Annotated in this window: 22 protein-coding genes and 3 rRNA genes; 18 read left to right on the top strand and 7 right to left on the bottom strand. The window is 41.1% G+C overall.

What is annotated here, in order from left to right; all coding sequences use genetic code 11:
• Positions 1 to 4 precede the first annotated feature (4 nt).
• From PTUN_RS16185 to PTUN_RS16160, 6 genes are all read right to left on the bottom strand, one after another.
• The gene (locus tag PTUN_RS16185; protein ID WP_009840641.1) at positions 5 to 1633 is read right to left on the bottom strand and encodes a DUF342 domain-containing protein; all 1629 of its coding nucleotides are present in this window, start codon (positions 1631 to 1633) and stop codon (positions 5 to 7) included.
• Between the two features lie 110 nt (positions 1634 to 1743).
• Entirely contained in the window at positions 1744 to 2136 is a 393-nt protein-coding gene (locus PTUN_RS16180; protein ID WP_009840640.1) for a RidA family protein, read from the bottom strand.
• Between the two features lie 26 nt (positions 2137 to 2162).
• The gene (gene spoT, locus PTUN_RS16175; RefSeq protein WP_009840639.1) at positions 2163 to 4268 is read right to left on the bottom strand and encodes a bifunctional GTP diphosphokinase/guanosine-3',5'-bis pyrophosphate 3'-pyrophosphohydrolase; all 2106 of its coding nucleotides are present in this window, start codon (positions 4266 to 4268) and stop codon (positions 2163 to 2165) included.
• Between the two features lie 129 nt (positions 4269 to 4397).
• Complete coding sequence (gene rpoZ / locus PTUN_RS16170; protein WP_009840638.1) at positions 4398 to 4673, bottom strand: DNA-directed RNA polymerase subunit omega; 276 nt, start codon at positions 4671 to 4673, stop codon at positions 4398 to 4400.
• A 106-nt stretch (positions 4674 to 4779) separates the two neighbouring features.
• Positions 4780 to 5403 carry a guanylate kinase gene (gene gmk, locus PTUN_RS16165; RefSeq protein WP_009840637.1) on the bottom strand — a complete coding sequence of 208 codons (624 nt, stop codon included), beginning with the start codon at positions 5401 to 5403 and terminating at the stop codon, positions 4780 to 4782.
• 207 nt (positions 5404 to 5610) lie between these two features.
• A complete protein-coding gene (locus tag PTUN_RS16160; protein ID WP_009840636.1) occupies positions 5611 to 6471 on the bottom strand; it encodes a YicC/YloC family endoribonuclease in 861 nt (286 codons plus the stop codon).
• A gap of 191 nt (positions 6472 to 6662) precedes the next feature.
• Here PTUN_RS16160 and rph point away from each other — a divergent pair, with 191 nt between their 5' ends.
• The 11 genes from rph (at position 6663) to PTUN_RS16105 (ending at position 19318) form a co-directional block, all read left to right on the top strand.
• Entirely contained in the window at positions 6663 to 7376 is a 714-nt protein-coding gene (gene rph, locus PTUN_RS16155) for a ribonuclease PH (RefSeq protein WP_009840635.1), read from the top strand.
• A gap of 14 nt (positions 7377 to 7390) precedes the next feature.
• Positions 7391 to 8035 carry an orotate phosphoribosyltransferase gene (gene pyrE / locus PTUN_RS16150; RefSeq protein WP_009840634.1) on the top strand — a complete coding sequence of 215 codons (645 nt, stop codon included), beginning with the start codon at positions 7391 to 7393 and terminating at the stop codon, positions 8033 to 8035.
• A gap of 48 nt (positions 8036 to 8083) precedes the next feature.
• The gene (locus tag PTUN_RS16145; RefSeq protein ID WP_009840633.1) at positions 8084 to 8464 is read left to right on the top strand and encodes a diacylglycerol kinase; all 381 of its coding nucleotides are present in this window, start codon (positions 8084 to 8086) and stop codon (positions 8462 to 8464) included.
• A 697-nt stretch (positions 8465 to 9161) separates the two neighbouring features.
• Positions 9162 to 10703: ribosomal RNA gene (locus PTUN_RS16140) — 16S ribosomal RNA — on the top strand.
• A gap of 271 nt (positions 10704 to 10974) precedes the next feature.
• Positions 10975 to 13863 (top strand): 23S ribosomal RNA (locus tag PTUN_RS16135).
• A gap of 130 nt (positions 13864 to 13993) precedes the next feature.
• Positions 13994 to 14108 (top strand): 5S ribosomal RNA (gene rrf / locus PTUN_RS16130).
• The 16S, 23S and 5S rRNA genes sit together here, the layout of an rRNA operon.
• 195 nt (positions 14109 to 14303) lie before the next feature.
• Positions 14304 to 14921 (top strand): transcriptional repressor LexA, encoded by a 618-nt coding sequence (gene lexA / locus PTUN_RS16125; protein ID WP_009840632.1) that lies wholly within the window; start codon positions 14304 to 14306, stop codon positions 14919 to 14921.
• Positions 14922 to 15173: 252 nt separating this feature from the next.
• Positions 15174 to 16301: a cytochrome c oxidase subunit II gene (gene coxB / locus PTUN_RS16120; protein ID WP_040644343.1), complete on the top strand. Its 1128-nt coding sequence runs from the start codon at positions 15174 to 15176 to the stop codon at positions 16299 to 16301.
• A 2-nt stretch (positions 16302 to 16303) separates the two neighbouring features.
• Entirely contained in the window at positions 16304 to 17881 is a 1578-nt protein-coding gene (gene ctaD, locus PTUN_RS16115) for a cytochrome c oxidase subunit I (protein ID WP_009840630.1), read from the top strand.
• On the top strand, positions 17881 to 18453 hold the full coding sequence (locus PTUN_RS16110) for a cytochrome c oxidase assembly protein (RefSeq protein ID WP_009840629.1): 573 nt from the start codon (positions 17881 to 17883) through the stop codon (positions 18451 to 18453). Before ctaD ends, PTUN_RS16110 begins: the two co-directional genes overlap by 1 nt.
• Positions 18437 to 19318 carry a cytochrome c oxidase subunit 3 gene (locus PTUN_RS16105; protein WP_009840628.1) on the top strand — a complete coding sequence of 294 codons (882 nt, stop codon included), beginning with the start codon at positions 18437 to 18439 and terminating at the stop codon, positions 19316 to 19318. The genes PTUN_RS16110 and PTUN_RS16105 overlap by 17 nt, the downstream gene beginning before the upstream one ends.
• On the opposite strand, the gene PTUN_RS16100 is transcribed toward PTUN_RS16105, so the two are convergent.
• A complete protein-coding gene (locus PTUN_RS16100; protein WP_083781316.1) occupies positions 19218 to 19523 on the bottom strand; it encodes a DUF2909 domain-containing protein in 306 nt (101 codons plus the stop codon). The two genes, PTUN_RS16105 and PTUN_RS16100, sit on opposite strands and share 101 nt — an antisense overlap.
• A gap of 19 nt (positions 19524 to 19542) precedes the next feature.
• On the opposite strand from PTUN_RS16100, the gene PTUN_RS16095 reads away from it, so the two are divergent.
• From PTUN_RS16095 to PTUN_RS16065, 7 genes are all read left to right on the top strand, one after another.
• Entirely contained in the window at positions 19543 to 20283 is a 741-nt protein-coding gene (locus PTUN_RS16095) for an SURF1 family protein (protein WP_009840626.1), read from the top strand.
• Positions 20273 to 20773 carry a hypothetical protein gene (locus PTUN_RS16090; RefSeq protein ID WP_009840625.1) on the top strand — a complete coding sequence of 167 codons (501 nt, stop codon included), beginning with the start codon at positions 20273 to 20275 and terminating at the stop codon, positions 20771 to 20773. Before PTUN_RS16095 ends, PTUN_RS16090 begins: the two co-directional genes overlap by 11 nt.
• Before the next feature lie 16 nt (positions 20774 to 20789).
• Positions 20790 to 21785, top strand: coding sequence for a COX15/CtaA family protein (locus PTUN_RS16085; protein WP_040644361.1), 996 nt, complete (start codon positions 20790 to 20792; stop codon positions 21783 to 21785).
• 73 nt (positions 21786 to 21858) lie between these two features.
• Positions 21859 to 22719, top strand: coding sequence for a heme o synthase (gene cyoE / locus PTUN_RS16080; protein WP_009840623.1), 861 nt, complete (start codon positions 21859 to 21861; stop codon positions 22717 to 22719).
• Positions 22719 to 23324 (top strand): SCO family protein, encoded by a 606-nt coding sequence (locus tag PTUN_RS16075; protein ID WP_009840622.1) that lies wholly within the window; start codon positions 22719 to 22721, stop codon positions 23322 to 23324. The genes cyoE and PTUN_RS16075 overlap by 1 nt, the downstream gene beginning before the upstream one ends.
• 185 nt (positions 23325 to 23509) lie before the next feature.
• Complete coding sequence (locus PTUN_RS16070; RefSeq protein ID WP_009840621.1) at positions 23510 to 23779, top strand: STAS domain-containing protein; 270 nt, start codon at positions 23510 to 23512, stop codon at positions 23777 to 23779.
• 12 nt (positions 23780 to 23791) lie between these two features.
• Complete coding sequence (locus tag PTUN_RS16065) at positions 23792 to 24154, top strand: response regulator (protein WP_009840620.1); 363 nt, start codon at positions 23792 to 23794, stop codon at positions 24152 to 24154.
• Positions 24155 to 24157: the final 3 nt, after the last annotated feature.

The raw sequence follows: 24157 nt of genomic DNA, 5'->3' as shown, positions 1-24157 counted from the left end.
GTAATTAGTTGATATTACTTGAGCTAACTTCTATTTCAATTGCATTATCTTTTAAATGCACAGTACAAGCCGGATACGTTCGGCTTGTTTTTAAGTTTTTAGTAAAAAGATGAAATTCAACACCGGGGTGAAGAGTGTGGCTAATTTTGATATCAGAATGATCAAGTAAAAAATGTAATGCGGCATTAAATTTAGCCACTAATGCATGTAGTTTCTTGCTCTGTTCGAGCCAGTGATTATTTTCTTGGCTGATTTTTGCTTGCGCTTCTTGTTTGTGTAAGCTGTTAGGTAACGCGTTAATTAAACGTTTTTTTTCAGTGATCTCCAGCAAGTGTTGCTCAGTTTCATGAAGTTGTTCAAGTAACTTGTCATGTTTTTTAATCAGTTGATGGCCTGCTTGCATAATGGATATTTCGGTTTTTGCGCCTGATTCTGTGCCAATCTCGGCGACTAAAATATGTTTGGCATCTAATATTTTGCCGCCAATTAATTTGCCAACTCCTTTGCCTTTTTTACCTTCGGCAATACGAATTGAATTTTTTGCCATCATTTCGCAGTGGCTGGTTTGGCGCTCTACTATGATGTTATTTGCGCTGAGGCTAGCATATTGTGCATGACCTATATGTAAGTCGCCATCGCAGCGTACCACAGTGCTAAGCTGGTGGGTGTCATGATCTAGGTGGCCAATAATACCTTGTTTTACAGTGATATTTCCACTTGCAATAATTTCAGCACCATCAATTGTACCAAGAATGTTAATATCTCCTTTGGCTTTTACTTTCATACTTGGGTCGACATTTTGGGTGATGAGTACACTCCCATCAAAGTCAATATGACCTGTTTCGACGCACACATCTTTGATGGTAAAAATATCGTCAACACGAATGCCATTTTCAATGTCGATTGGCACACCTGCTTGAGTTGAAATCAAAGTTAATGGATCATCTGAAGGTATTTCAGTGCCGTCACCTGCTACAAGCTTGATACCAACGCCGGGTTTTGTCGGTAAAGTATCGCCAACAACGTTATAACCTTCTTTTCCTAGCGTTTCAATTTGTACTTTAATAAGGATAGTGCCTGCCCCAACACTGGCTAATTTGCCAAAATCTCTTAAGTCCATGCGCCCGTCGGCAAGCTCCTGCGGTTGCTTAATACGTTCAGATAAAGTCGTTACTTGTTTAATTAGTTGAGCATTGAGCCCTTGTTCTGCTGGTTTACCTTGGGCGATGACAGCTTCTATTTTTTTTCCTGGTTTTAATTGAAGTTGCTTTGCAAGGAGTGCTTCTAGCCATGCTTGTTTGAAGCCTCGTGAAACACCTGCTTTTACTAAAATAGCTTTGGCATTTTCGAGCGACATTAAACGCCCACCTTGCGGGGTTTGCAATACTGCTGTTGCCGTAATTTTGTCAGCTGAAATGGTAATAGAAAGCGTAGCGTCTTGACGCGAGGCCACCATCAATAAGTTTGGTCGTGTTGCTTGAGCAAAAAATGATTCAATAGCAGGGTGATTGATTTTAAATTCAGCATAAGGCGATGCGGCCAATGCTTGGAGTAAAAATGTGGCATTGGCAGGTATAATCATGGGATCACTTAGGTCGAGAAATACTTGACCTTGCTCATCAATCTTAAACATCAATTACTTAATAAGACTAAACGTCTTTTTACTGTATGATATTTAGTCACAAATGACTAGTTAGGGGCATAAAAAAAGCGCTAAATTAGCGCTTTATCAAAATTATTGGATTAATTAGTTGATGGTAGTTCCATAATGCCATCAATTTCAATTTGTACAGCACGAGGTAGCGCACTCACACCGATAGCAGCACGGGCAGGGTAAGGCGTTGTAAAGTACTGACTCATTACTTCATTAACTGTGGCAAAGTTAGATAAATCCGTTAAAAAGATATTCACTTTAACCATATCTTGAATGCTACCACCGGCAGCCTCACAAACAGCGACAAGATTTTTAAACACTTGATGCGTTTGCTCGGTGAAATCTTCAGAGATAACAGTCATCGTTGCAGGAACCAACGGGATTTGGCCTGAAAGATACACCGCTGTGCCAACTTTTACTGCTTGGCTGTAAGTACCGATAGCAGCAGGTGCTTGATCAGTTTTAATAATTGCTTTGGTCATTGTGTGATCCTTACTTACTTTATTTGTTATCGTCTACGATAGACTTTTTGTACGTCTGGCATTACCCGAATTTTGCGCATGATATTGGCAACATGAATTCGATCTTTAACCGTAATGGCTAAGTTGATAATGTATAAATTACTTTCTTTTTCATCGGTGGAGATTTCAACAATATTGGCTGAAGTGGTAGAGATGACATTTGTTAGCTTTGCCAATGCACCTTGATGATTAATTATTTCGATGCGAAGTGCTGCAATATATTCTTTTTCTGGCGCATCTTCCCAGCGCACAATAAAGAATTTGGCTTTATCATTTTCCCAACCGCGGATGTTTTTACATTCATGACGATGTACCGTTAAACCTTTGCCATGACTAACTTGCGCCACAATATCATCACCAGGTACAGGGCGGCAACATTTAGAATAACTGACCAGCATACCCTCAGTACCGATAATCGCTGCTTTGGTTTTTTTGGTAAATTCATTTAAATCTGCGCTGTCGGAATGTAATAAGCGTTTGGCAATTAAAATGCTCATTAAACTTCCAGTCCCGATAGCAACTAGCAATTCAATCAGGGTTTTTAATTGGTTTTCTTCAAGCACTCGTCGTACGTTTTCATCTGGTAAATCATCTAAGCTATGATCACCCAGTGCAGACTCTAGTAGGCGACGACCAAGGCTAAGGGCTTCTTCGTGACGCTGAGTTTTTAAATAATTGCGAATACCTAAACGTGCTTTACCAGTAACAACAAAGTTTAGCCATGTTGCATTAGGATGAGCCCCTGGACTTGTTATAACTTCGACTGTTTGCCCGGTATCGAGTGCACGGCTCAGTGGATGAGGTTTTCGATTAACACGCACACCAACGCATGTATCACCAACATCGGTATGAACCGCATAAGCAAAATCAACTGCAGTGGCGCCCATTGGCAATTCGATAATGCGGCCATCAGGTGTGAAAACATAAATCTCTTCAGGGAAGAGCTCTGTTTTAACGTTTTCGACAAACTCAAAAGACGAACCCGCACTTTGTTGTAGCTCTAACAAGCTTTGCATCCATTGGCGAGCACGCTGTTGTGCCGTATTACCTGAACTCTCACCTGATTTTTTATACATCCAATGAGCTGCAACACCTTTGTCAGCCATATGATCCATTTCGTGGGTCCGAATTTGTATTTCGACCGGGATGCCGTGTGGGCCAACTAGCGAGGTATGAAGTGATTGATAACCATTGGTTTTTGGAACGGCAATATAATCTTTAAAGCGCGTTTCAATAGGTTTATATAAGTTATGCATGACACCTAATGAGCGATAGCAGGTATCCATGCTATCAACACCAATACGAAAGGCATAAATATCCATTACTTCATTAAACATCAATTCTTTATTCAGCATTTTTTTATAAATACTGTAGAGGTGCTTTTCGCGTCCACTGACTTCGGCTTTAATTCCTGATTCAGCTAAACGGGCAACAATCTCACCTCGAATATTTTGGATAATTTCTTTACGATTTCCTCTCGCTTTTGCCACTTCATTTTTAAGGGCGCGGTGTCGCATGGGGTAAAGTGCCTGAAAACCGAGATCTTCTAGCTCATTTTTAATGTCATGGATACCTAAACGATTGGCGATAGGTGCAAAAATTTCGAGTGTTTCACGAGCGATGCGACGTCGTTTTTCAGGTCTTAACGACCCTAAAGTGCGCATGTTATGAGTGCGATCGGCAAGTTTAATTAAAATAACGCGAATATCTTGCGTCATTGCCATGATCATTTTACGGTAATTTTCGGCTTGGAATTCTTTTTTATCTTTGAAGCTTAATTTATCAAGTTTACTAACGCCTTCAACGAGTTCTGCAACGGTCGCACCAAAGATTTCTGCCAAGTCAGCTTGGCTAAAGTCAGTATCTTCAATTACATCATGCATTAGTGCTGCCATGAGGGTCTCATGATCTAGCTTCATGGTGGCAAGAATTTGGGTTACTTCAACAGGGTGAGTAATATAAGGTTCACCACTTGAGCGAGTTTGTCCTTCATGTGCTTCGCGAGAAACCACATAGGCTTTTTGCACCAGCTCAACTTGTTCTGGTGATAAATATTCAGATATTTTCTTTTTTAAACCTTCAAAAAGATACATTCACACTCCAATGCTCTAAAGAGGTGGGGAAGATACTAGTTTTAGGTAACAATATACGATGAAACAGGAGGAATGCCAACGACCTTTAACGTTTAAAGGGCGTTAGCATTTTCTATACAATAGAATGGATTAGCGGTGACCGCCAACTATTGCAGCTACAGCTGCAAGTTCAGCAGCTTCTTGGCTATGCTGCTCTTCAAGCTCAATGTGATCCATAGATTCATTGTTAACAAAACCAGCTTCAATTTCGCGAAGTGCGATAACTGTTGGCTTGTCTGAACCACGCTCAACCATAGGGGTTTTTCCACCAACCGCAATCTGGCGGGCACGACGTGCCGCAACCAAGATTAAATCAAAGCGGTTGCCAATTTTTTCTACTGCATCTTCAACAGTTACGCGAGCCATTATGCACTCCCAAATTATAATTAAGCAAAAGCGTAGTTTACTTTAAGCACAACCATTAGCCAAGCGCTAATCTGATATTTACAGTTAAGCGCATTACTGGAATTGATTAATCTTGCAGTAAATTCGCGAGTAAAGTGTGATGAACCAATGCTTGATTGGTTTGTTTTAAGCGTTGGCTTAATACAATAGTCTCTAATTGGCTGAGCGCTGTATCAAAATCATCATTGATAATCATGTAATCATATTCATCATAATGAGACATTTCAGCTTGTGCTTTGGCCATACGCGCTGCAATCACTTCAGCAGAATCTTGGCCGCGATTGTTTAAACGGCTTTCTAACTCAGATTTTGATGGTGGCACAATAAAAATAGTTTGCACGTCAGGGGTTAAGTCACGTACTTGGCGCGCACCTTGCCAATCGATATCTAAAAACACATCAATACCCGCAGCTAATTGCTGTTCAATAGCTTGCTTTGAAGTGCCGTAATAGTTTTCAAATACTTGTGCCCATTCAAAAAAGTCATTTTTATCAATTAAGCGCTTAAATTCATCCACCGATACAAAATGATAATGCACCGCGTTTTCTTCACCGGGACGAGGCTGGCGCGTAGTGTGAGATACGGATACTTTCATATCAGCGTGGCGCTTTAAAAGTGCGGTGATGAGGCTTGATTTACCCGCACCAGAAGGTGCTGATAAGATAAATAAATTTCCGCGTTGTGATGACATGGCTTTACTCTGTAACAAAATTAATGGCGAACTTGATTGCTGAGTATGTACTCAAGCTCGTTAATGGTCGAACATTTTAGTTATTCTTAAAGCAAATGGCTATCGCAAATTAAAAACCAAGCTCAGATAGGAATGGTTTAATACATAGTGTTAGGCTTTTAAACTAAAACCGCCCAAAGGCGGTTTTAGTTCAGATCTTAAAAAATGTTATTCAATGTTTTGGATCTGCTCACGCATCTGTTCAATCAACACTTTTAGCTCTACCGCAGCATTGGTGATGTCGCTATTGATTGATTTAGAGGCTAGGGTGTTTGCTTCGCGGTTAAACTCTTGCATCATAAAATCTAAACGGCGCCCACAAGCTCCGCCTTTTTTAAGCATTTTACGCGTTTCTTTTACGTGTGATTTTAAGCGGTCTAGTTCTTCGGCAACATCTTGTTTTTGCGCTAAATAAATTAGTTCTTGCTCTAGGCGACTTTCGTCGATATCGGTTTTGAGTTCTTCAAGTTTTTGGCTTAAACGTTCACGCTGCCAAATTTTCACTTGTGGCATGTATTGCTCAACAATATCAACTTGTTCCGTGATTGCATTTAAGCGGCTTTCGATCATTTCGTGTAAATTTGCACCTTCGGCAGCGCGAGCTTCAAGAAAGTCGATAATAGTCCGGTCAAGTGCTGCAAGTAATTCGGCTTGTACTGAATCCATATCGACTTCTTGTGCTTCCATAACACCTGGCCAGCGAAGAATGTCTACAGGGTTGATTTCACCCTGACTTAAATTTTGCACCCATTTGGCACTGTTCACTAATTGGCTTGCAAGGGATTCGTTGATAGTAATTTCGCCAACATGCGCTGGATTGGCGGCAAATTTTAAGAATACTTCGACTTTGCCGCGTTGAAGGTTGTTGCGCAAACGATCGCGAATAACAGGTTCCATGCCACGAAATTGCTCAGGGGCGCGGATAAAGGTTTCTAAATAGCGTTGGTTAACAGAGCGAATTTCCCAAGTGCCTGTGCCCCAATCACCTTTTTGTTCCTGGCGAGCGTATGCTGTCATACTGTGGATCATGAAATGATTCCCTTTTAATTGCAGGTTATTCTTAAATTTAAGTTCTATTCATTATAACGAAAGATATAACGAGCTCTAGTACTTATTTTATTTGCTATGCAGAGGTTCATATAAAGTTTTTAAATTGGTAATAGCGTGTTAGCGGTCAAACATTCTATAATGTGGCAAATTTATCGATTAGAGAAAAGATGATGCGTCCAAGTGAAAGAACACTAAACCAGATTCGACCAGTTACCTTTACTAGAAATTATACTCTTCATGCTGAAGGGTCTGTTTTAGTTGAATTTGGCAATACCAAAGTTTTATGTACCGCAACCGTGGAAGCTGGTGTGCCTCGTTTTATGAAAGGCCAAGGCAAAGGTTGGATTACTGCTGAATATGGTATGTTACCTCGTTCGACGCATACTCGTTGTGATCGTGAAGCAGCTCGCGGCAAGCAAAGTGGCCGTACTATGGAAATCCAGCGCTTAATCGCTCGCTCTTTACGTGCTGCGGTTGATTTAAAAGCCTTAGGTGAAAACACAATTACTATTGATTGTGATGTTATTCAGGCTGACGGTGGTACGCGTACCGCTTCAATTAGTGGTGCATGTGTTGCTTTGGTTGATGCATTAACTCATATGCGCGCTAAAGGTATGATTAATACCAACCCACTTAAATATATGATTGCAGCGATTTCAGTTGGTATCTATAAAGGTGAACCAATCACAGATTTAGAATATGTTGAAGATTCAGCCGCTGAAACGGATATGAACGTGATCATGACTGAAACCGGTAAACTCATTGAAGTGCAAGGTACAGCTGAGGCAGAACCATTCTCTTTTGAAGAGTTAGATCAATTACTTACTTTAGCTAAGCATTCGATCCGCGAAATTATCGATATTCAAAAGCAAACATTAGCGTAATTAAAAGGTTTAAAATGAAAGATTATCAAATCGAGTTTATAGAATTTGCTCTTGAAAAGCAGGTTTTAAAGTTTGGTGAGTTCACTTTAAAATCGGGTCGTACAAGTCCGTATTTTTTTAATGCTGGTTTATTTAATACAGGCCGTGATCTTGCTCGTTTGGGTCGTTTTTATGCCGCAGCATTAGAAGATGCGGGCATTGCTTACGATGTATTATTTGGTCCTGCTTATAAAGGTATCCCAATTGCAACGACAACCGCAGTGGCATTAGCTGATCATCATAATAAAGATGTACCTTATTGTTTTAATCGTAAAGAAGCTAAAACACATGGCGAAGGTGGGTCGTTAGTTGGTTCTGCGTTGGTTGGTAAAATCATGTTAGTTGACGATGTGATTACCGCAGGTACCGCCATTCGTGAATCAATGGAGATTATTCAAGCCAGTGGTGCAGAGTTATCGGGTGTATTAATAGCACTTGATCGCCAAGAGAAAGGAAAAGCTGAACTTTCAGCAATCCAAGAAGTCGAACGAGACTTCAATACTCAGGTAATATCGATAGTTAAACTAGCCGACCTAATTTCATACCTTGAACAGCAAGGTACTATGGATGCGCATTTGGCAGCAGTCAAAGCGTATCGAGAGCAGTACGGCGTAGCCTAACTTTGAAACCCTGCAATAGCAGGGTTTTTAATTTAAAGAGAAAAATAAATGAGTGAAGTTAATAAACCCAATGGTGGTGGCTTTCAGCGAGTATTTAAAGCAACCTATTGCTCTTACCTTGGTTTTAAAGCAGCAATAAAAGAAGAGGCAGCATTTCGTCAAGAATTAGGATTGGCGTTAGTGATGTTTCCAGCTTCTTTTTGGTTAGCGGACAATATACTGCATTGGGCTGGCTTAGTGAGTACTTTGATTTTAGTGCTTATTGTTGAAATGCTTAATTCAGCTATTGAAGCATTGACTGACCGTGTAGGTACCGAGCGCCATGTATTGTCAGGTCGAGCGAAAGATATGGGCTCAGCAGCGGTTACTTTATCTTTATTAGTGGTTGTTGTGGTGTGGGGGGCGAGCCTGTATTTAAAACTTGTATAAAAGCACTGCTTTTATACAAGTCCTCCTTTATAAAACTTTAATAAACGATACATCTTCTTTTCAATAAGACTCAAACACCCCATTAATCATTATATTTACCTCAGCTAAGTAGAAAACAGCATTACTTCGCCTGCATATTTTTAGTAAGGTCTTATCTAAAAGGTTCAAAGAGTTAAGTTATCCACAGGTTTTTGTGAATAAGGTGAGGGTAAGGTGGTGTTAAGTCTGTATGACTAACTAAGTGAAATAAATCGTAAATTTATGCAAAATAACGCTTGCCAAAAAAGTTCGCCGCCCTATAATGCGACCCCACTGACACGGCAGCACACCACGCTTAGCGGGGTATGAGGGTTGAGTCAGAGAGTTAAATAAAACTTAGTTTGCTTCGAAAGAATTTAAAATTAAGTGTTGACTTGAAAAGTGAAACGTTTACTATAGCGCTCCACTTCGCAGCAAGCTCTTAGGGTTGGCGCTGCAACGTTCTTTAACAATTTAAGCAATCATCTGTGTGGGCACTCGTACAGGTTGAGTTCTAACAGCTTAGTTCGAAACTTCGGTTTTGAATGAAGCAAAAAATTTAGAGTCTCAATAATGAATGAGTGGCTATACAGTCAATTTGATTTCACTTTCTCTTTTTATTAAGGGTTGTGGAAACAAAAATCAGAATTCATTGAGCAGTCGAAAGACTAAAAACTTTTAATTGAAGAGTTTGATCATGGCTCAGATTGAACGCTGGCGGCAGGCCTAACACATGCAAGTCGAGCGGTAGCACAGAGAAACTTGTTTCTTGGGTGACGAGCGGCGGACGGGTGAGTAATGCTTGGGAACATGCCTTTAGGTGGGGGACAACAGTTGGAAACGACTGCTAATACCGCATGATGTCTACGGACCAAAGTGGGGGACCTTCGGGCCTCACGCCTAAAGATTGGCCCAAGTGGGATTAGCTAGTTGGTGAGGTAATGGCTCACCAAGGCAACGATCTCTAGCTGGTTTGAGAGGATGATCAGCCACACTGGAACTGAGACACGGTCCAGACTCCTACGGGAGGCAGCAGTGGGGAATATTGCACAATGGGCGAAAGCCTGATGCAGCCATGCCGCGTGTGTGAAGAAGGCCTTCGGGTTGTAAAGCACTTTCAGTCAGGAGGAAAGGTTACGTTTTAATAGAACGTAGCTGTGACGTTACTGACAGAAGAAGCACCGGCTAACTCCGTGCCAGCAGCCGCGGTAATACGGAGGGTGCGAGCGTTAATCGGAATTACTGGGCGTAAAGCGTACGCAGGCGGTTGATTAAGCGAGATGTGAAAGCCCCGGGCTCAACCTGGGAACTGCATTTCGAACTGGTCAACTAGAGTGTGATAGAGGGTGGTAGAATTTCAGGTGTAGCGGTGAAATGCGTAGAGATCTGAAGGAATACCGATGGCGAAGGCAGCCACCTGGGTCAACACTGACGCTCATGTACGAAAGCGTGGGGAGCAAACAGGATTAGATACCCTGGTAGTCCACGCCGTAAACGATGTCTACTAGAAGCTGGGGTCCTCGGACAACTTTTTCAAAGCTAACGCATTAAGTAGACCGCCTGGGGAGTACGGCCGCAAGGTTAAAACTCAAATGAATTGACGGGGGCCCGCACAAGCGGTGGAGCATGTGGTTTAATTCGATGCAACGCGAAGAACCTTACCTACACTTGACATCCAGAGAAATCGCTAGAGATAGCTTTGTGCCTTCGGGAACTCTGAGACAGGTGCTGCATGGCTGTCGTCAGCTCGTGTTGTGAGATGTTGGGTTAAGTCCCGCAACGAGCGCAACCCCTATCCTTAGTTGCCAGCGAGTAATGTCGGGAACTCTAAGGAGACTGCCGGTGATAAACCGGAGGAAGGTGGGGACGACGTCAAGTCATCATGGCCCTTACGTGTAGGGCTACACACGTGCTACAATGGCGAGTACAGAGGGCAGCAAGCTAGCGATAGTGAGCGAATCCCTTAAAGCTCGTCGTAGTCCGGATTGGAGTCTGCAACTCGACTCCATGAAGTCGGAATCGCTAGTAATCGCAAATCAGAATGTTGCGGTGAATACGTTCCCGGGCCTTGTACACACCGCCCGTCACACCATGGGAGTGGGTTGCACCAGAAGTAGCTAGCTTAACCTTCGGGAGGGCGGTTACCACGGTGTGATTCATGACTGGGGTGAAGTCGTAACAAGGTAGCCCTAGGGGAACCTGGGGCTTGATCACCTCCTTATCACGATTTAGAACTGATTTGTTCGCAGTGTCCACACAGATGATTGTTAGTTAAACGGCTTAGGCTGTTTAATTAATATTGCTCTTTAAAAATTTGGAAAGCTGATAGAAAAAATTCTTTGAATCGAAAGATTTGAAAGAGTTTTCAAAAGTAAAATTATGCCATTTGCATCGAAAGATGTGATTGGTGTCTACTTTAGTATTCAATATTTAACTTCTGGCGAAGTTTAAATCAGTCCTTTATGTATAACTCAAACTATTTTGGGTTGTATGGTTAAGTGACTAAGCGTACACGGTGGATGCCTTGGCAGTTGGAGGCGATGAAGGACGTATTAACTTGCGATAAGCCTAGTCAAGCTAGTAAAAGGCGCTTGAGACTAGGATTTCCGAATGGGGAAACCCAGTGAGTTTACTCACTATCATATAGTGAATACATAGCTATATGAGGCGAACGCGGAGAACTGAAACATCTAAGTACCCGTAGGAAAAGAAATCAACCGAGATTCCGGAAGTAGCGGCGAGCGAAACCGGAGCAGCCCTTAAGTTTATTTGTGATTAGTGGAATGTTCTGGAAAGGACAGCGGCACAGGGTGATAGCCCCGTACACGAAAATCTATAGTAAGTGAAATCGAGTAGGTCGGGACACGTGTTATCTTGACTGAATATGGGGGGACCATCCTCCAAGGCTAAATACTCCCAACTGACCGATAGTGAACCAGTACCGTGAGGGAAAGGCGAAAAGAACCCCTGTGAGGGGAGTGAAATAGAACCTGAAACCGTGTACGTACAAGCAGTAGGAGCACCTTCGTGGTGTGACTGCGTACCTTTTGTATAATGGGTCAGCGACTTATATTTTGTAGCGAGGTTAACCAATTAGGGGAGCCGTAGGGAAACCGAGTCTTAACTGGGCGTATAGTTGCAAGGTATAGACCCGAAACCCGGTGATCTAGCCATGGGCAGGTTGAAGGTTGAGTAACATCAACTGGAGGACCGAACCCACTAACGTTGAAAAGTTAGGGGATGACTTGTGGCTAGGAGTGAAAGGCTAATCAAACCGGGAGATAGCTGGTTCTCCCCGAAATCTATTTAGGTAGAGCCTCGGACGAATACTTACGGGGGTAGAGCACTGTTAAGGCTAGGGGGTCATCCCGACTTACCAACCCTTTGCAAACTCCGAATACCGTAAAGTACTATCCGGGAGACACACGGCGGGTGCTAACGTCCGTCGTGAAGAGGGAAACAACCCAGAGCGCCATCTAAGGTCCCAAAGTGTATGTTAAGTGGGAAACGATGTGGAAAGGCCCAGACAGCCAGGAGGTTGGCTTAGAAGCAGCCATCCTTTAAAGAAAGCGTAATAGCTCACTGGTCGAGTCGGTCTGCGCGGAAGATGTAACGGGGCTAAACATACCACCGAAGATGCGCCTGCGTACTTTGTATGCGGGGTAGGGGAGCGTTCTGTAAGCCGTTGAAGGTGATTCGAGAGGGTTGCTGGAGGTATCAGAAGTGCGAATGCTGACATAAGTAACGATAATGGGAGTGAAAAACTCCCACGCCGGAAGACCAAGGGTTCCTATCCCATGTTAATCAGGGTAGGGTGAGTCGACCCCTAAGGCGAGGCGGAAACGCGTAGTCGATGGGAAACGGGTTAATATTCCCGTACTCGGCATGAATGCGATGGGGAGACGGAGCAGGCTAGGCAGGCATGGCGTTGGTTGTCCATGTGAAAGTAAGTAGGTTGGAGACTTAGGTAAATCCGGGTTTCCTTAAGACTGAGATACGAGACGAGCTACTACGGTAGTGAAGTTGTTGATGCCATACTTCCAGGAAAATCCTCTAAGCTTCAGTTCATGAAGAATCGTACCCCAAACCGACACAGGTGGTCAGGTAGAGAATACTAAGGCGCTTGAGAGAACTCGGGTGAAGGAACTAGGCAAAATAGTACCGTAACTTCGGGAGAAGGTACGCTGCTGATGGTGAAGGGACTTGCTCCCGGAGCTATTGGCAGTCACAGTAACCAGGTGGCTGGAACTGTTTATTAAAAACACAGCACTGTGCAAAATCGCAAGATGACGTATACGGTGTGACGCCTGCCCGGTGCCGGAAGGTTAATTGATGGGGTTAGCGGCAACGCGAAGCTCTTGATCGAAGCCCCGGTAAACGGCGGCCGTAACTATAACGGTCCTAAGGTAGCGAAATTCCTTGTCGGGTAAGTTCCGACCTGCACGAATGGCGTAATCATGGCCACGCTGTCTCCACCCGAGACTCAGTGAAATTGAAATCGCAGTGAAGATGCTGTGTACCCGCGGCTAGACGGAAAGACCCCGTGAACCTTTACTATAGCTTGGCACTGAACATTGAACCTACATGTGTAGGATAGGTGGGAGACTTTGAAGCAGGAACGCTAGTTCTTGTGGAGTCGTCCTTGAAATACCACCCTTGTAGTTTTGATGTTCTAACGTAGGTCCCTAATCGGGATTGCGGACAGTGCCTGGTGGGTAGTTTGACTGGGGCGGTCTCCTCCTAAAGAGTAACGGAGGAGCACGAAGGTTTGCTAAGTACGGTCGGACATCGTACGGTTAGTGTAATGGTAGAAGCAAGCTTAACTGCGAGACGGACAAGTCGAGCAGGTACGAAAGTAGGTCATAGTGATCCGGTGGTTCTGAATGGAAGGGCCATCGCTCAACGGATAAAAGGTACTCCGGGGATAACAGGCTGATACCGCCCAAGAGTTCATATCGACGGCGGTGTTTGGCACCTCGATGTCGGCTCATCACATCCTGGGGCTGAAGTCGGTCCCAAGGGTATGGCTGTTCGCCATTTAAAGTGGTACGCGAGCTGGGTTTAGAACGTCGTGAGACAGTTCGGTCCCTATCTGCCGTGGGCGTTTGAGAATTGAGAGGGGTTGCTCCTAGTACGAGAGGACCGGAGTGAACGAACCGCTGGTGTTCGGGTTGTCATGCCAATGGCACTGCCCGGTAGCTACGTTCGGAATCGATAAGCGCTGAAAGCATCTAAGCGCGAAGCGAGCCTCGAGATGAGTTCTCACTAGAGCTATAAGCTCTCTGAAGGGCCGTTGGAGACTACAACGTTGATAGGTTGGGTGTGGAAGCGCTGTGAGGCGTTAAGCTAACCAATACTAATTACCCGTGAGGCTTAACCATACAACGCCAAAGTGGTTTGTATGAAGCACTGAAGAACAAGCAAGAAGTTAAATAGCACTGAAGTAGACGAATTTGAAATCAGCCTTCCGAATTTTAGTTAATTGCCAAGGCGATTAACGAACCAGATTTGCTTGGTGACAATAGCGTTTTGGACCCACCTGATCCCATTCCGAACTCAGTAGTGAAACGAAACAGCGCCGATGGTAGTGTGGGGTTACCCATGTGAGAGTAGGACATCGCCAGGCTCCCAATTCAAAGAAAGCCTCTGAGAAATCAGAGGCTTTTTTGCGTTTGGAATAAAAATATTTTACAGCTAATTCATTCCTTCTCGATTTTATCCATGATCAATATTAAAAATATTAAGTTTGTTATTTATATGTTTGCCATTTATTTTTAGCTGTATATAATCACAGTATACTATTCTGGTGGAGTTCTTGATTATGAGGCCATTAACAAGCAGACAAGCTCAAATTCTTGAGTTGATTAAAGTGTTTATCAAAGATACTGGTATGCCTCCAACTCGGGCTGAAATAGCAAATACTCTTGGCTTTAAAAGTGCAAATGCTGCTGAGGAACACTTAAAAGCTTTAGCTAAGAAAGGCTTTATTGAGATGGTTCCTGGTGCTAGTCGTGGTTTAAAGCTGGTTGAAGAGGATGAACCAGAACAATTAGGTTTACCACTGATTGGCCGAGTTGCTGCAGGCGAACCGATCTTAGCGCAAGAACATATTGAAAGTCACTATCATGTAGATCCATTACTATTTAAACCAGCGGCAGATTTTTTGTTACGTGTTCAAGGGATGAGCATGAAGGACATTGGCATTATGGACGGGGATCTCCTTGCTGTTCATCGCGCTACAGTAGCACGTAATGGCCAAGTTGTGGTTGCCCGTGTTGGTGAGGATGTTACGGTCAAACGTTTTGAGCAAAAAGGGCGAAAAGTTTACCTTCATGCTGAAAATGACGAATTCCAACCTATAATTGTTGATTTATCTAAAGAATCTCTTGATATTGAAGGTCTTGCTGTTGGTGTGATTAGAAATTCAGATTTTATGTAAACAACTTATTTGATTGTTCGTATCAAGATTTATTATCAAAGAAGTTGTTATAATTTAATATTTTAATCATATCAACTTCTACTATTAACATTTTATTATCTCTCGTTCTTGCCTATTCCTTATTCCTTGTCTAGTTTTTTATTACTGTTGTTCAAAAAACAGCCCTATAACATTAATAAATAATAATAATGATGAAATTACAGGATGTATCGTAATTTTCGTTGTGTTTACAACTTGCCAAAGGAGTACCACATGGGAAAGGCCTCTAAGTCCTTTTTCCTTATGTTACTGTTGCCTTTTAATGTATTTGCTCAATCGAAATACAATATGACAACGGGTGTAACTGACATAAGCGAAAACGTTTACAACCTTCATATGACAATTTTCATAATATGCTGCGTGATAGGAGTGATTGTTTTTGCTGCTATGTTCTGGGCTTTAATCCACCATAGAAAATCAAAAGGAGCTGTAGCAGCCCAATTTCATGAGAGTACAAAAGTTGAGATCCTCTGGACAGCTATTCCTTTTGTTATATTGATTGGTATGGCTATTCCTGCAACTAAAACATTAATTGCTATGGAAGATACCAGTAAGGCTGATCTGACGATCAAGATTACTGGTTCACAATGGAAATGGCATTATGAGTATCTTTCTCATGATGTTGGTTTTTATTCAATACTTGCCACTTCACAAGACCAAATTCATGATCGAGCAGAGAAGCAAAACACTTACCTACTCGAAGTTGATAAACCCTTAGTAATTCCGACTGACCGCAAAGTCCGCTTTTTAATGACTTCTGATGATGTTATTCATTCTTGGTGGGTACCTGCCTTTGCTGTTAAGAAAGATGCAAACCCAGGTTTTATAAATGAAGCGTGGACCCGTGTTAATGAGGTTGGTATTTATCGAGGTCAATGCGCTGAACTTTGTGGAAAAGATCATGGTTTTATGCCAATTGTTGTTGAAGCAAAAGCACCAGAAGATTTTGATAATTGGTTGCTTAATGCAAAAAATGAGAAAGCGACTGCAGCGGCTGACGAGCAAAAATTATTAGGCCAAACACTTAATAAAGATGAGCTTATGTCACTCGGTGAACAGGTCTATATGGCAAATTGTGCTGCTTGCCACCAACCAACAGGTATGGGATTAGGCGGTGTTTTTCCTGCATTAAAAGGTAGTATTATTGCTACAGGTCCAATTAATGATCATATAGATATAGTGATTCACGGTAAGCCAGGTACGGCAATGCAATCTTATTTAAAACAGCTTTCACTTAAGCAACTTGCCGCGGTTATCACCTACGAGCGCAATGCTTGGGATAATAATACGGGTGATGTAATTCAACCAAATGATGTGCAAAGCAGAATTGAGGAAAAATAATAATGACTACAATCGCGCATAATCATGAACATACCTCCCATGCAGCCTCTGGAATAAAGCGCTGGCTGTTTACTACTAACCATAAAGATATTGGTACGCTCTATTTATTATTTTCTTTATTGATGTTTTTAATTGGTGGTGCAATGGCTATGGTGATCAGGGCTGAGCTATTTCAACCCGGATTACAGCTAGTCGAGCCAAACTTTTTTAATCAAATGACTACAGTTCATGGCCTTATTATGGTTTTTGGTGCAGTTATGCCTGCATTTACTGGTTTAGCTAATTGGATGATCCCAATGATGATAGGGGCTCCTGATATGGCATTGCCAAGAATGAACAACTGGAGCTTTTGGATTCTACCTTTTGCTTTTACTATTTTATTAATGTCGTTGTTTATGGAGGGAGGTGGTCCTAATTTCGGTTGGACATTTTATGCTCCGCTTTCAACTACTTATAGTAACGATAATACTGCCTTTTTTGTTTTCGCTATTCATATTATGGGCATTAGCTCAATTATGGGGGCTATAAATGTCATTGTAACTATTGTTAATTTACGCGCTCCAGGTATGACTTGGATGAAATTACCTTTGTTTGTATGGACGTGGTTGATTACTGCCTTTTTACTAATCGCTGTCATGCCAGTATTGGCTGGTGCCGTTACAATGGTTCTGACTGATAAATATTTTGGTACTAGCTTTTTTAATGCTATGGGTGGCGGTGATCCTGTGATGTTCCAGCATATTTTCTGGTTTTTTGGTCACCCAGAAGTTTATATCATGATACTACCTGCTTTTGGCATTATCTCTTCTATTGTACCTACCTTCTCTCGTAAACCATTATTCGGTTATGCATCAATGGTTTATGCAACTGGTTCTATCGCCTTTTTATCCTTTATCGTTTGGGCACACCATATGTTTACCACCGGAATGCCACTGGCGGGTGAATTATTTTTTATGTATAGCACTATGCTGATTTCTGTTCCGACCGGCGTAAAAGTTTTTAATTGGGTCGCCACTATGTGGCGTGGTTCAATTAGTTTTGAAGTACCTATGTTGTTTAGTGTGGCGTTTATTGTGTTGTTCACCATAGGGGGATTTTCAGGGTTGATGCTCGCTATTACACCTGCAGATTTTCAGTATCACGATACATATTTTGTTGTTGCTCACTTTCATTATGTTTTAGTGACTGGCGCGGTTTTTTCAATCATGGCAGCTGCTTATTATTGGTTACCGAAATGGACTGGCAATATGTATCATGAGGGATTGGCGAAAACACATTTTTGGCTGTCACTCATTAGTGTCAATGTGCTGTTTTTCCCTATGCATTTTGTAGGTCTCGCTGGTATGCCAAGAAGGATCCCTGATTACGCTCTTCAATTTGCTGATTTTAATGCAATTATTAGTATTGGTGGCTTTGCTTTTGGTTTATCTCAGCTGCTATTTGTTTGGGTTGTTTTTAAATGTATTAGAGGTGGTGAAAAAGCCACTCCTCAAGTTTGGGAGGGTGCTCAAGGTTTAGAATGGGAAATTCCATCACCAGCACCTTACCACACATTTGAAACACCACCGGTTATAAAATAATGGCCACTACTCATTCTAAGTTACTAAAAAAACTACTATTAGTTTCACTTGGTATGTTTGGGTTTGCTTTTGCGTTAGTTCCTTTGTATGACGTTTTTTGTGAGGTGACAGGTTTAAATGGTAAACCTTCATTAGATCAAGCGAGTGTCAGTACTGAGGTCGATAAAAGTAGAGTCGTTGATGTTGGGTTTATAACTCATATTCAAGGGCTTGCTCCATTTGAAGTTTCTGCGAACACCCAAAGGGTAAGTGTTCAACCAGGTGCGATGCATAAAGTGATTTTTAGTGCGAAAAATATCAGTGATACAAACCGAGTAATGCAGGCTATACCATCGGTTTCTCCTGGTTTGGCCGCTAAATATTTACATAAAATAGAATGTTTTTGTTTTAATCAGCAACCTTTATCGGCAGGTGAAGAAGCTGAACTTGCACTTATCTTTTATGTAGACACAGCACTTCCTTACAAGTTTGAAGAATTAACATTATCTTACACCGTTTTTGATATTAGCGAACAAGTTCAGCAAGCAGTATCAACCCCTCCAAAGGAGACTGTTAATGAAACAAGAATATGAACATTATTACGTACCAGCGCAAAGTCCTTGGCCGATTGTTGGAGCTATTGGATTATTTTTTATTGCTGTAGGCGCTGCAAGTACTGTTATTAACTCTACCAAAGCAGAACCTTCGGGCTTCACGCATTACTTATTGTATGTCGGTATTTTCACCATTATTTTTATGCTATTTGGTTGGTTTAAAAATGTAATTGCTGAATCTGATGCTGGTTTATATTCTAAACAGATGGATCAATCTTTTCGCCAAGGAATGAGTTGGTTTATCTTTTCCGAAGTGATGTTTTTCTGTGCTTTTTTTGGAGCATTATTTTACGCTCGGATGCTATCAGTACCTTGGCTTGGTGGAGCTAGCAATAATGCGATGACCAATGAAGTGTTATGGCCTTCCTTTGAAGCTGTCTGGCCGCTGCTGACAACGCCATCAGGAGAAACAACTCAAGCCATGGGTTGGTTTGGTTTACCGTTAGTAAATACGATAGTGCTTTTAACCTCTTCAGTTACTGTGCATTTTGCACAACAAGCATTAGAGACAAATAAAAGAACTCAACTGAAAATATTCCTCGCCATTACGGTTCTGCTTGGCATCGCTTTTGTAGGTTTGCAAGTAGAGGAATATATTCACGCCTATACTGAATTGGGCTTAACCCTTGATGCCGGTATTTATGGTAATACATTTTTTCTATTAACGGGCTTTCACGGTATGCATGTATCGATTGGGAGCTTATTACTTTTGATTATGTTAGTTCGTATATTTAAAGGCCACTTTACTCCAAAGAATCATTTTGCTTTTCAGGCAGCTGCTTGGTATTGGCACTTTGTTGATGTGGTTTGGTTGTGTCTGTTTGTATTTGTTTATGTGCTGTAAATGGCGTTTGGTGTGGCGTTATCCAGCCTAAACTTAAGGCGATAACAACAAAAACAAGAACAGCAACAGAGATGAATACTCGTCGGCCTAGAAACGTTGACATGCTCGGTGCTTCTGGGTCGCCTTTCATCATAATAACCAGTGCTTTAAATAGATTGAAAATAATAAACATTAATAATAAAACAATAATAGCTTTAATGACCATGAGCTTTCCTAAGGTGTTTATGGATATCAAATTAAAAAAGCAAACAGTTTACTTTTCACCATTTGCGTTATTGGTTGCTGTTGTAATAGTTGGCACTTGTTTAGCGTTAGCGTATTGGCAATTACAACGCGGTACTACAAAACAATATAAGCTCAATTATCTCAATGAGAAAGCTTTGCAAGGTGTCATGAGTCTAAAAAGTGTTCTCGAGTTACCAAGTAAAGTGGATAAAAATGGTGTGCTTGTTAGCTTTGCTGGTCAGGTTGATAAGCAGCGTTATTGGCTACTCGATAACCGTACCTTAAATGGTCAGGTTGGGTATGATTTATTAGTTTTAGTGAAAGTAACTGACATAGATAAGTACCTATTAGTTAATCTAGGTTGGACCCCAGCATCACATCTTCGCTCTGAGTTACCTGCCATTGTTTTACCTGAGCAGATACTGCTATCTAATGCTGTCATCAAAGCTGGTGACTTGGCTGGTTTCTATTTATCGAGTAAAGCTGAGAAAACGGATCATTGGCCAAAGCGAATTCAGTTTATTGATTTACAACAATTAGAATTATCTGTATCAGCAGAGTTGTTACCCTTTATGGTTTATGCCCAAGATGCAATAGCTGGCGCAACACCACATTATCAGCCGGTTGTTATGTCACCACAAAAGCATTATGCCTACGCTGTGCAGTGGTGCTTAATTGGTTTTGCGGCCCTTGTTATATTTTTTTATGCAGCAAAAAAAGAGGTTGCTAATGAAAAGTAAGAAAATACCGATTCTCTTTATAGCATGTTTTATATCACCATTTTTAATTGCTGCCATTGTATTGCGGCTGGGCTGGTTGCCTGATCATACAGTAAATAAAGGCCAATTAGTAAACAAGGAAACCCACATTCAGAACTGGCAAAATCCGAATGGCTATCTATGGACAATGGTGGTTGTGAGTCAAAGTGGCTGTGATGATTTTTGCAAAAACCAATTAGAATCGGTTAAAAATGTCCAATTAGCGCTTGGAAAAAAAAGTGAACATGTTGGGGTTATGCTACTGAGTCGTAATATTAAGACTGATCTTGCCATTCCCATTCAAGTAGTCAATCAAGATGATTTAATTTCTGATGAGATATATTTAGTTGATCATATGGGGTTGGTTGTATTGAGTTACCCATTCTCTGCTCAGGAGAATTTAAATAAACCGGTTTTTAAAGGAATGCTAAGCGATATTAAAAAGCTGCTTAACTATGCAAGAAGCAGCTAAATATAAGGGTGTTAACATGATTAAAAAATATAAAAATTTAGTGTTAATCTGTTGTTTTTTTTCTATATGTGTAGTTGGGCTGGGAGCTTACACTCGTTTGAGTGATGCTGGGTTGGGTTGTCCTGATTGGCCTGGTTGTTATGGTTTTTTGACTGTGCCCCATCATGAAATTCATTCGGAAGTATTAAGCGAGAACTTTCCAGGTATGGTGCTTGAAACAGCAAAAGCATGGAAAGAAATGATTCATCGGTATTTTGCGGGAGCATTAGGTGTTTTAATTTTAGTGATTGCAATTGGTGCATTGCTGTTAAATAAAAGAAATATAGTACCGACACGTTTACCTTGGTTTTTAGTCGTTTTAGTTATTTTTCAAGCCGCTCTTGGTATGTTAACTGTAACAATGCAATTACAGCCTTTGATAGTGATGGGGCATCTACTGGGTGGTTTTGCTATTTTTAGCTTAACAGGTTTATTGTATTTACGACTTTGTAGCAAACCAATTCCTGGTGGGGATGAAGGCGCAAGGCCTCAATATTTTGCTACGATACTGGCATTAATAGTACTACTTGTCCAGATTGCATTAGGAGGTTGGTTAGCTGCTAACTATGCAGCTTCACATTGTGCTGACTTTCCATTGTGTGGGCCAGAATCGATGCAGCATTTCTCATTGTGGGAAGTATTTCAGCTTCCGATGTCCCAAAGCAATTATGAATATGGAGTCCTTTCTTATGAGGCCAGAATGTCGATTCATTTGTTACATCGTTTTTGGGCTGCAATTACAACCATAATTATTTTATGGGCGCTTTACCGTATTTGGATCCATAGTTATTCAAGCAAAATCAAACAATGTGTTTTAACTGTTTTATGTGCATTGATTGCGCAGCTGACATTAGGTGTTGTTTTGGTATTACTTCAGTTTCCTATATCAGTCGCTTTGGCCCATAACTTAATGGCTGCGGCTCTGCTATTAAGTGTTATCCGCTTAAGTTATTACATTAAAGTACACAGTTAATAAGGATACAAAAATAATGAATTTAGCTATCCCAAAGCAAAAATTATTGAAGACTCGATTGCCATTCTTTTTCATGGTGAATGATTATTTAGAGTTATGCAAAATTAAGGTTGTTGCTTTATTAGTACTAACAGCATGGGTTGGTTTAGCATTGGCACCAGACTTGTTAGTGCCACGAAGTATTGCGGTGCAGTTTTTTACCTTGCTTGGAATAGGTTTATTATCGAGTAGCGCTGCTGTCATTAATCATTTAGTAGATAGAGAAATTGATGGGAAAATGGCACGCACCCGTCACCGACCTGTTGTTAAAGGGCGGGTAAGCAGAAAAAGTGCGGCTATTTTTGCTTTAGCAATTGGTGTTATTGGTTTTTTCTTATTATTGGAAGTGGCTAACTTACTGACCGCAATGTTGACTTTGTTTGCATTGGTTGGTTATGCGGTCGTTTATACGTTGTTTTTAAAACGTGCGACACCACAAAATATTGTCATTGGAGGATTAGCAGGCGCAATGCCTCCATTACTTGGCTGGGTCTCTGAAACAGGGCAATTAGCCGCAGAACCTTGGTTATTAGTGATGATAATTTTTACTTGGACTCCTCCACATTTTTGGGCTTTAGCGATTCATCGCCGCGATGATTATGCCAGGGCAAAAATTCCTATGTTACCTGTAACTCATGGAATAGAGTTCTGTAAAACATGTATTTTGTCATATTCCATTTTACTCGGTATTGTTTGCCTCATACCTTATTTAATCGGCATGTCGAGTTGGTTTTATTTGGCTGTAGCGTGTGTACTTAATGGTTTATTTATCTTTAAAGCTTTTATGTTGAAATTTAGGCCTGCAGTTAACAGTGCTATGGATCTTTTTAAGTATTCAATATGGCAATTAATGTTACTATTTATTGGGTTATTTATAGATAAGTGGTTATTTTAATGCGTTTTATATTTTTAGTTATTATGAGTGCTGTTTTAATATCTTTAACGGGCTGTCAAAAAGAGCCTCCCATTACCCAAGCATTAGTTTATGAAAATGCCAAACAATTAAAACCATTTGAATTAACTAACCAGAACGGTCAAATCATTTCTAATGAGGCATTAATTGGGAGCTGGAACTTTTTATTTTTAGGTTATACGAGCTGTCCGGATATTTGCCCGATGACGTTGGCGAAGTTGCAACAAGTTAAGCGTTCTTTATCATCGGAGTTTCCAGTTAAGGTGTGGTTTGTATCCGTTGATCCTAATCGTGACAATAGTGAAAAGCTCAAGCTTTATACTCAATATTTTGATCCTGAATTTATTGCCGCGACAGCTGATCATCCTAAGCTTTTTCCGTTCGTTAGGGATATAGGCTTAATGTATGCCATGGCTGATAGTAAATTAACTCAATACAGCGTTGATCACAGTGCATCTATAGCTCTGATTGATGCAAAGGGGCAGCTTCGCGCTATTTTTAAACCTGAATTTGCCCCAAATACAATTCCAACAATTAATACGGACCAATTAATTGACGACTTCAAGAAAATAGCCCGCTTTTATTAAACTTCGTTTATAGCCCTTATATTTCCTTCATTCAAGGCCATTTATTTGTGATAAATGGCCTTGTTTCTTTCTTGCTATTGAACCCTAAATTTATGATTCGCAGTTAAAAAATTTATCATTTTTGTGGCAAATCAATTATGAGCGTCTAAGCTTTTAACTAGATGATATACAAGGATTGAGTTTTCATGCATCAATTGCCAGAAGAGCTAGTAATCAACAATATTAATACATTTTATCAATCAATAATTGAAATGTTAAATGATGGCAGAGACATCATTTTTGATATATCAAAAGTCTCTCAAGCAGATACTGCTTCAATTCAGTTGCTGTGTGTTTTACAAAAGCATTTGCTCTCAACAGATCATCAGATTCAATGGCATGGTAATAGCAAAGCATTACTATCCTCAGCTAAGACTCTGGGTGTTTCAGAGTTCCTATCACTTGAACAAATATAAAATGGGGTCGATATGAAAAAAATCTTGGCAGTCGATGATTCTGCGTCAATGCGTCAGATGGTTGGCTTCACATTAAAAAAAGCTGGTTTTGATGTTACAGAAGCCAAAGACGGTAGTGAAGCTTTAGCGATTGCAAAGCAAGCAACATTTGATGCAGTTATTTCCGATGTAAATATGCCTATTATGGATGGGATTACTTTAATCCGTGAACTACGGGCATTACCGGAATATAAATTTACCCCAATGTTAATGTTGACTACTGAATCCGGTTTAGACAAAAAAACAGAAGGGAAGGCTGCAGGTGCAACTGGTTGGATTGTAAAGCCTTTTAATCCGGAGCAATTGTTAGCGGTAATTAAAAAAGTAATTCGTTAGCAA

Source organism: Pseudoalteromonas tunicata (assembly GCF_002310815.1).
GTDB lineage: Bacteria > Pseudomonadota > Gammaproteobacteria > Enterobacterales > Alteromonadaceae > Pseudoalteromonas > Pseudoalteromonas tunicata.
Note: the sequence above shows the minus strand (reverse complement) of the source record. Positions and strands in the feature narration are given on the sequence as shown.

Bases quoted from the DNA above. Each gene is read 5' to 3' on its own strand.
- coxB (WP_040644343.1), top strand. From the start codon at position 15,174: ATGGGAAAGGCCTCTAAGTCCTTTTTCCTTATGTTACTGTTGCCTTTT.
- rpoZ (WP_009840638.1), bottom strand. From the start codon at position 4,673: ATGGCTCGCGTAACTGTTGAAGATGCAGTAGAAAAAATTGGCAACCGC.
- PTUN_RS16180 (WP_009840640.1), bottom strand. From the start codon at position 2,136: ATGACCAAAGCAATTATTAAAACTGATCAAGCACCTGCTGCTATCGGT.
- PTUN_RS16085 (WP_040644361.1), top strand. From the start codon at position 20,790: ATGATTAAAAAATATAAAAATTTAGTGTTAATCTGTTGTTTTTTTTCT.
- PTUN_RS16185 (WP_009840641.1), bottom strand. From the start codon at position 1,633: ATGTTTAAGATTGATGAGCAAGGTCAAGTATTTCTCGACCTAAGTGAT.
- rph (WP_009840635.1), top strand. From the start codon at position 6,663: ATGCGTCCAAGTGAAAGAACACTAAACCAGATTCGACCAGTTACCTTT.
- pyrE (WP_009840634.1), top strand. From the start codon at position 7,391: ATGAAAGATTATCAAATCGAGTTTATAGAATTTGCTCTTGAAAAGCAG.
- lexA (WP_009840632.1), top strand. From the start codon at position 14,304: ATGAGGCCATTAACAAGCAGACAAGCTCAAATTCTTGAGTTGATTAAA.
- PTUN_RS16090 (WP_009840625.1), top strand. From the start codon at position 20,273: ATGAAAAGTAAGAAAATACCGATTCTCTTTATAGCATGTTTTATATCA.
- gmk (WP_009840637.1), bottom strand. From the start codon at position 5,403: ATGTCATCACAACGCGGAAATTTATTTATCTTATCAGCACCTTCTGGT.
- PTUN_RS16145 (WP_009840633.1), top strand. From the start codon at position 8,084: ATGAGTGAAGTTAATAAACCCAATGGTGGTGGCTTTCAGCGAGTATTT.
- PTUN_RS16110 (WP_009840629.1), top strand. From the start codon at position 17,881: ATGGCCACTACTCATTCTAAGTTACTAAAAAAACTACTATTAGTTTCA.
- PTUN_RS16095 (WP_009840626.1), top strand. From the start codon at position 19,543: ATGGATATCAAATTAAAAAAGCAAACAGTTTACTTTTCACCATTTGCG.
- PTUN_RS16065 (WP_009840620.1), top strand. From the start codon at position 23,792: ATGAAAAAAATCTTGGCAGTCGATGATTCTGCGTCAATGCGTCAGATG.
- spoT (WP_009840639.1), bottom strand. From the start codon at position 4,268: ATGTATCTTTTTGAAGGTTTAAAAAAGAAAATATCTGAATATTTATCA.
- PTUN_RS16070 (WP_009840621.1), top strand. From the start codon at position 23,510: ATGCATCAATTGCCAGAAGAGCTAGTAATCAACAATATTAATACATTT.
- cyoE (WP_009840623.1), top strand. From the start codon at position 21,859: ATGGTGAATGATTATTTAGAGTTATGCAAAATTAAGGTTGTTGCTTTA.
- PTUN_RS16160 (WP_009840636.1), bottom strand. From the start codon at position 6,471: ATGATCCACAGTATGACAGCATACGCTCGCCAGGAACAAAAAGGTGAT.
- PTUN_RS16105 (WP_009840628.1), top strand. From the start codon at position 18,437: ATGAAACAAGAATATGAACATTATTACGTACCAGCGCAAAGTCCTTGG.
- ctaD (WP_009840630.1), top strand. From the start codon at position 16,304: ATGACTACAATCGCGCATAATCATGAACATACCTCCCATGCAGCCTCT.
- PTUN_RS16100 (WP_083781316.1), bottom strand. From the start codon at position 19,523: ATGGTCATTAAAGCTATTATTGTTTTATTATTAATGTTTATTATTTTC.
- PTUN_RS16075 (WP_009840622.1), top strand. From the start codon at position 22,719: ATGCGTTTTATATTTTTAGTTATTATGAGTGCTGTTTTAATATCTTTA.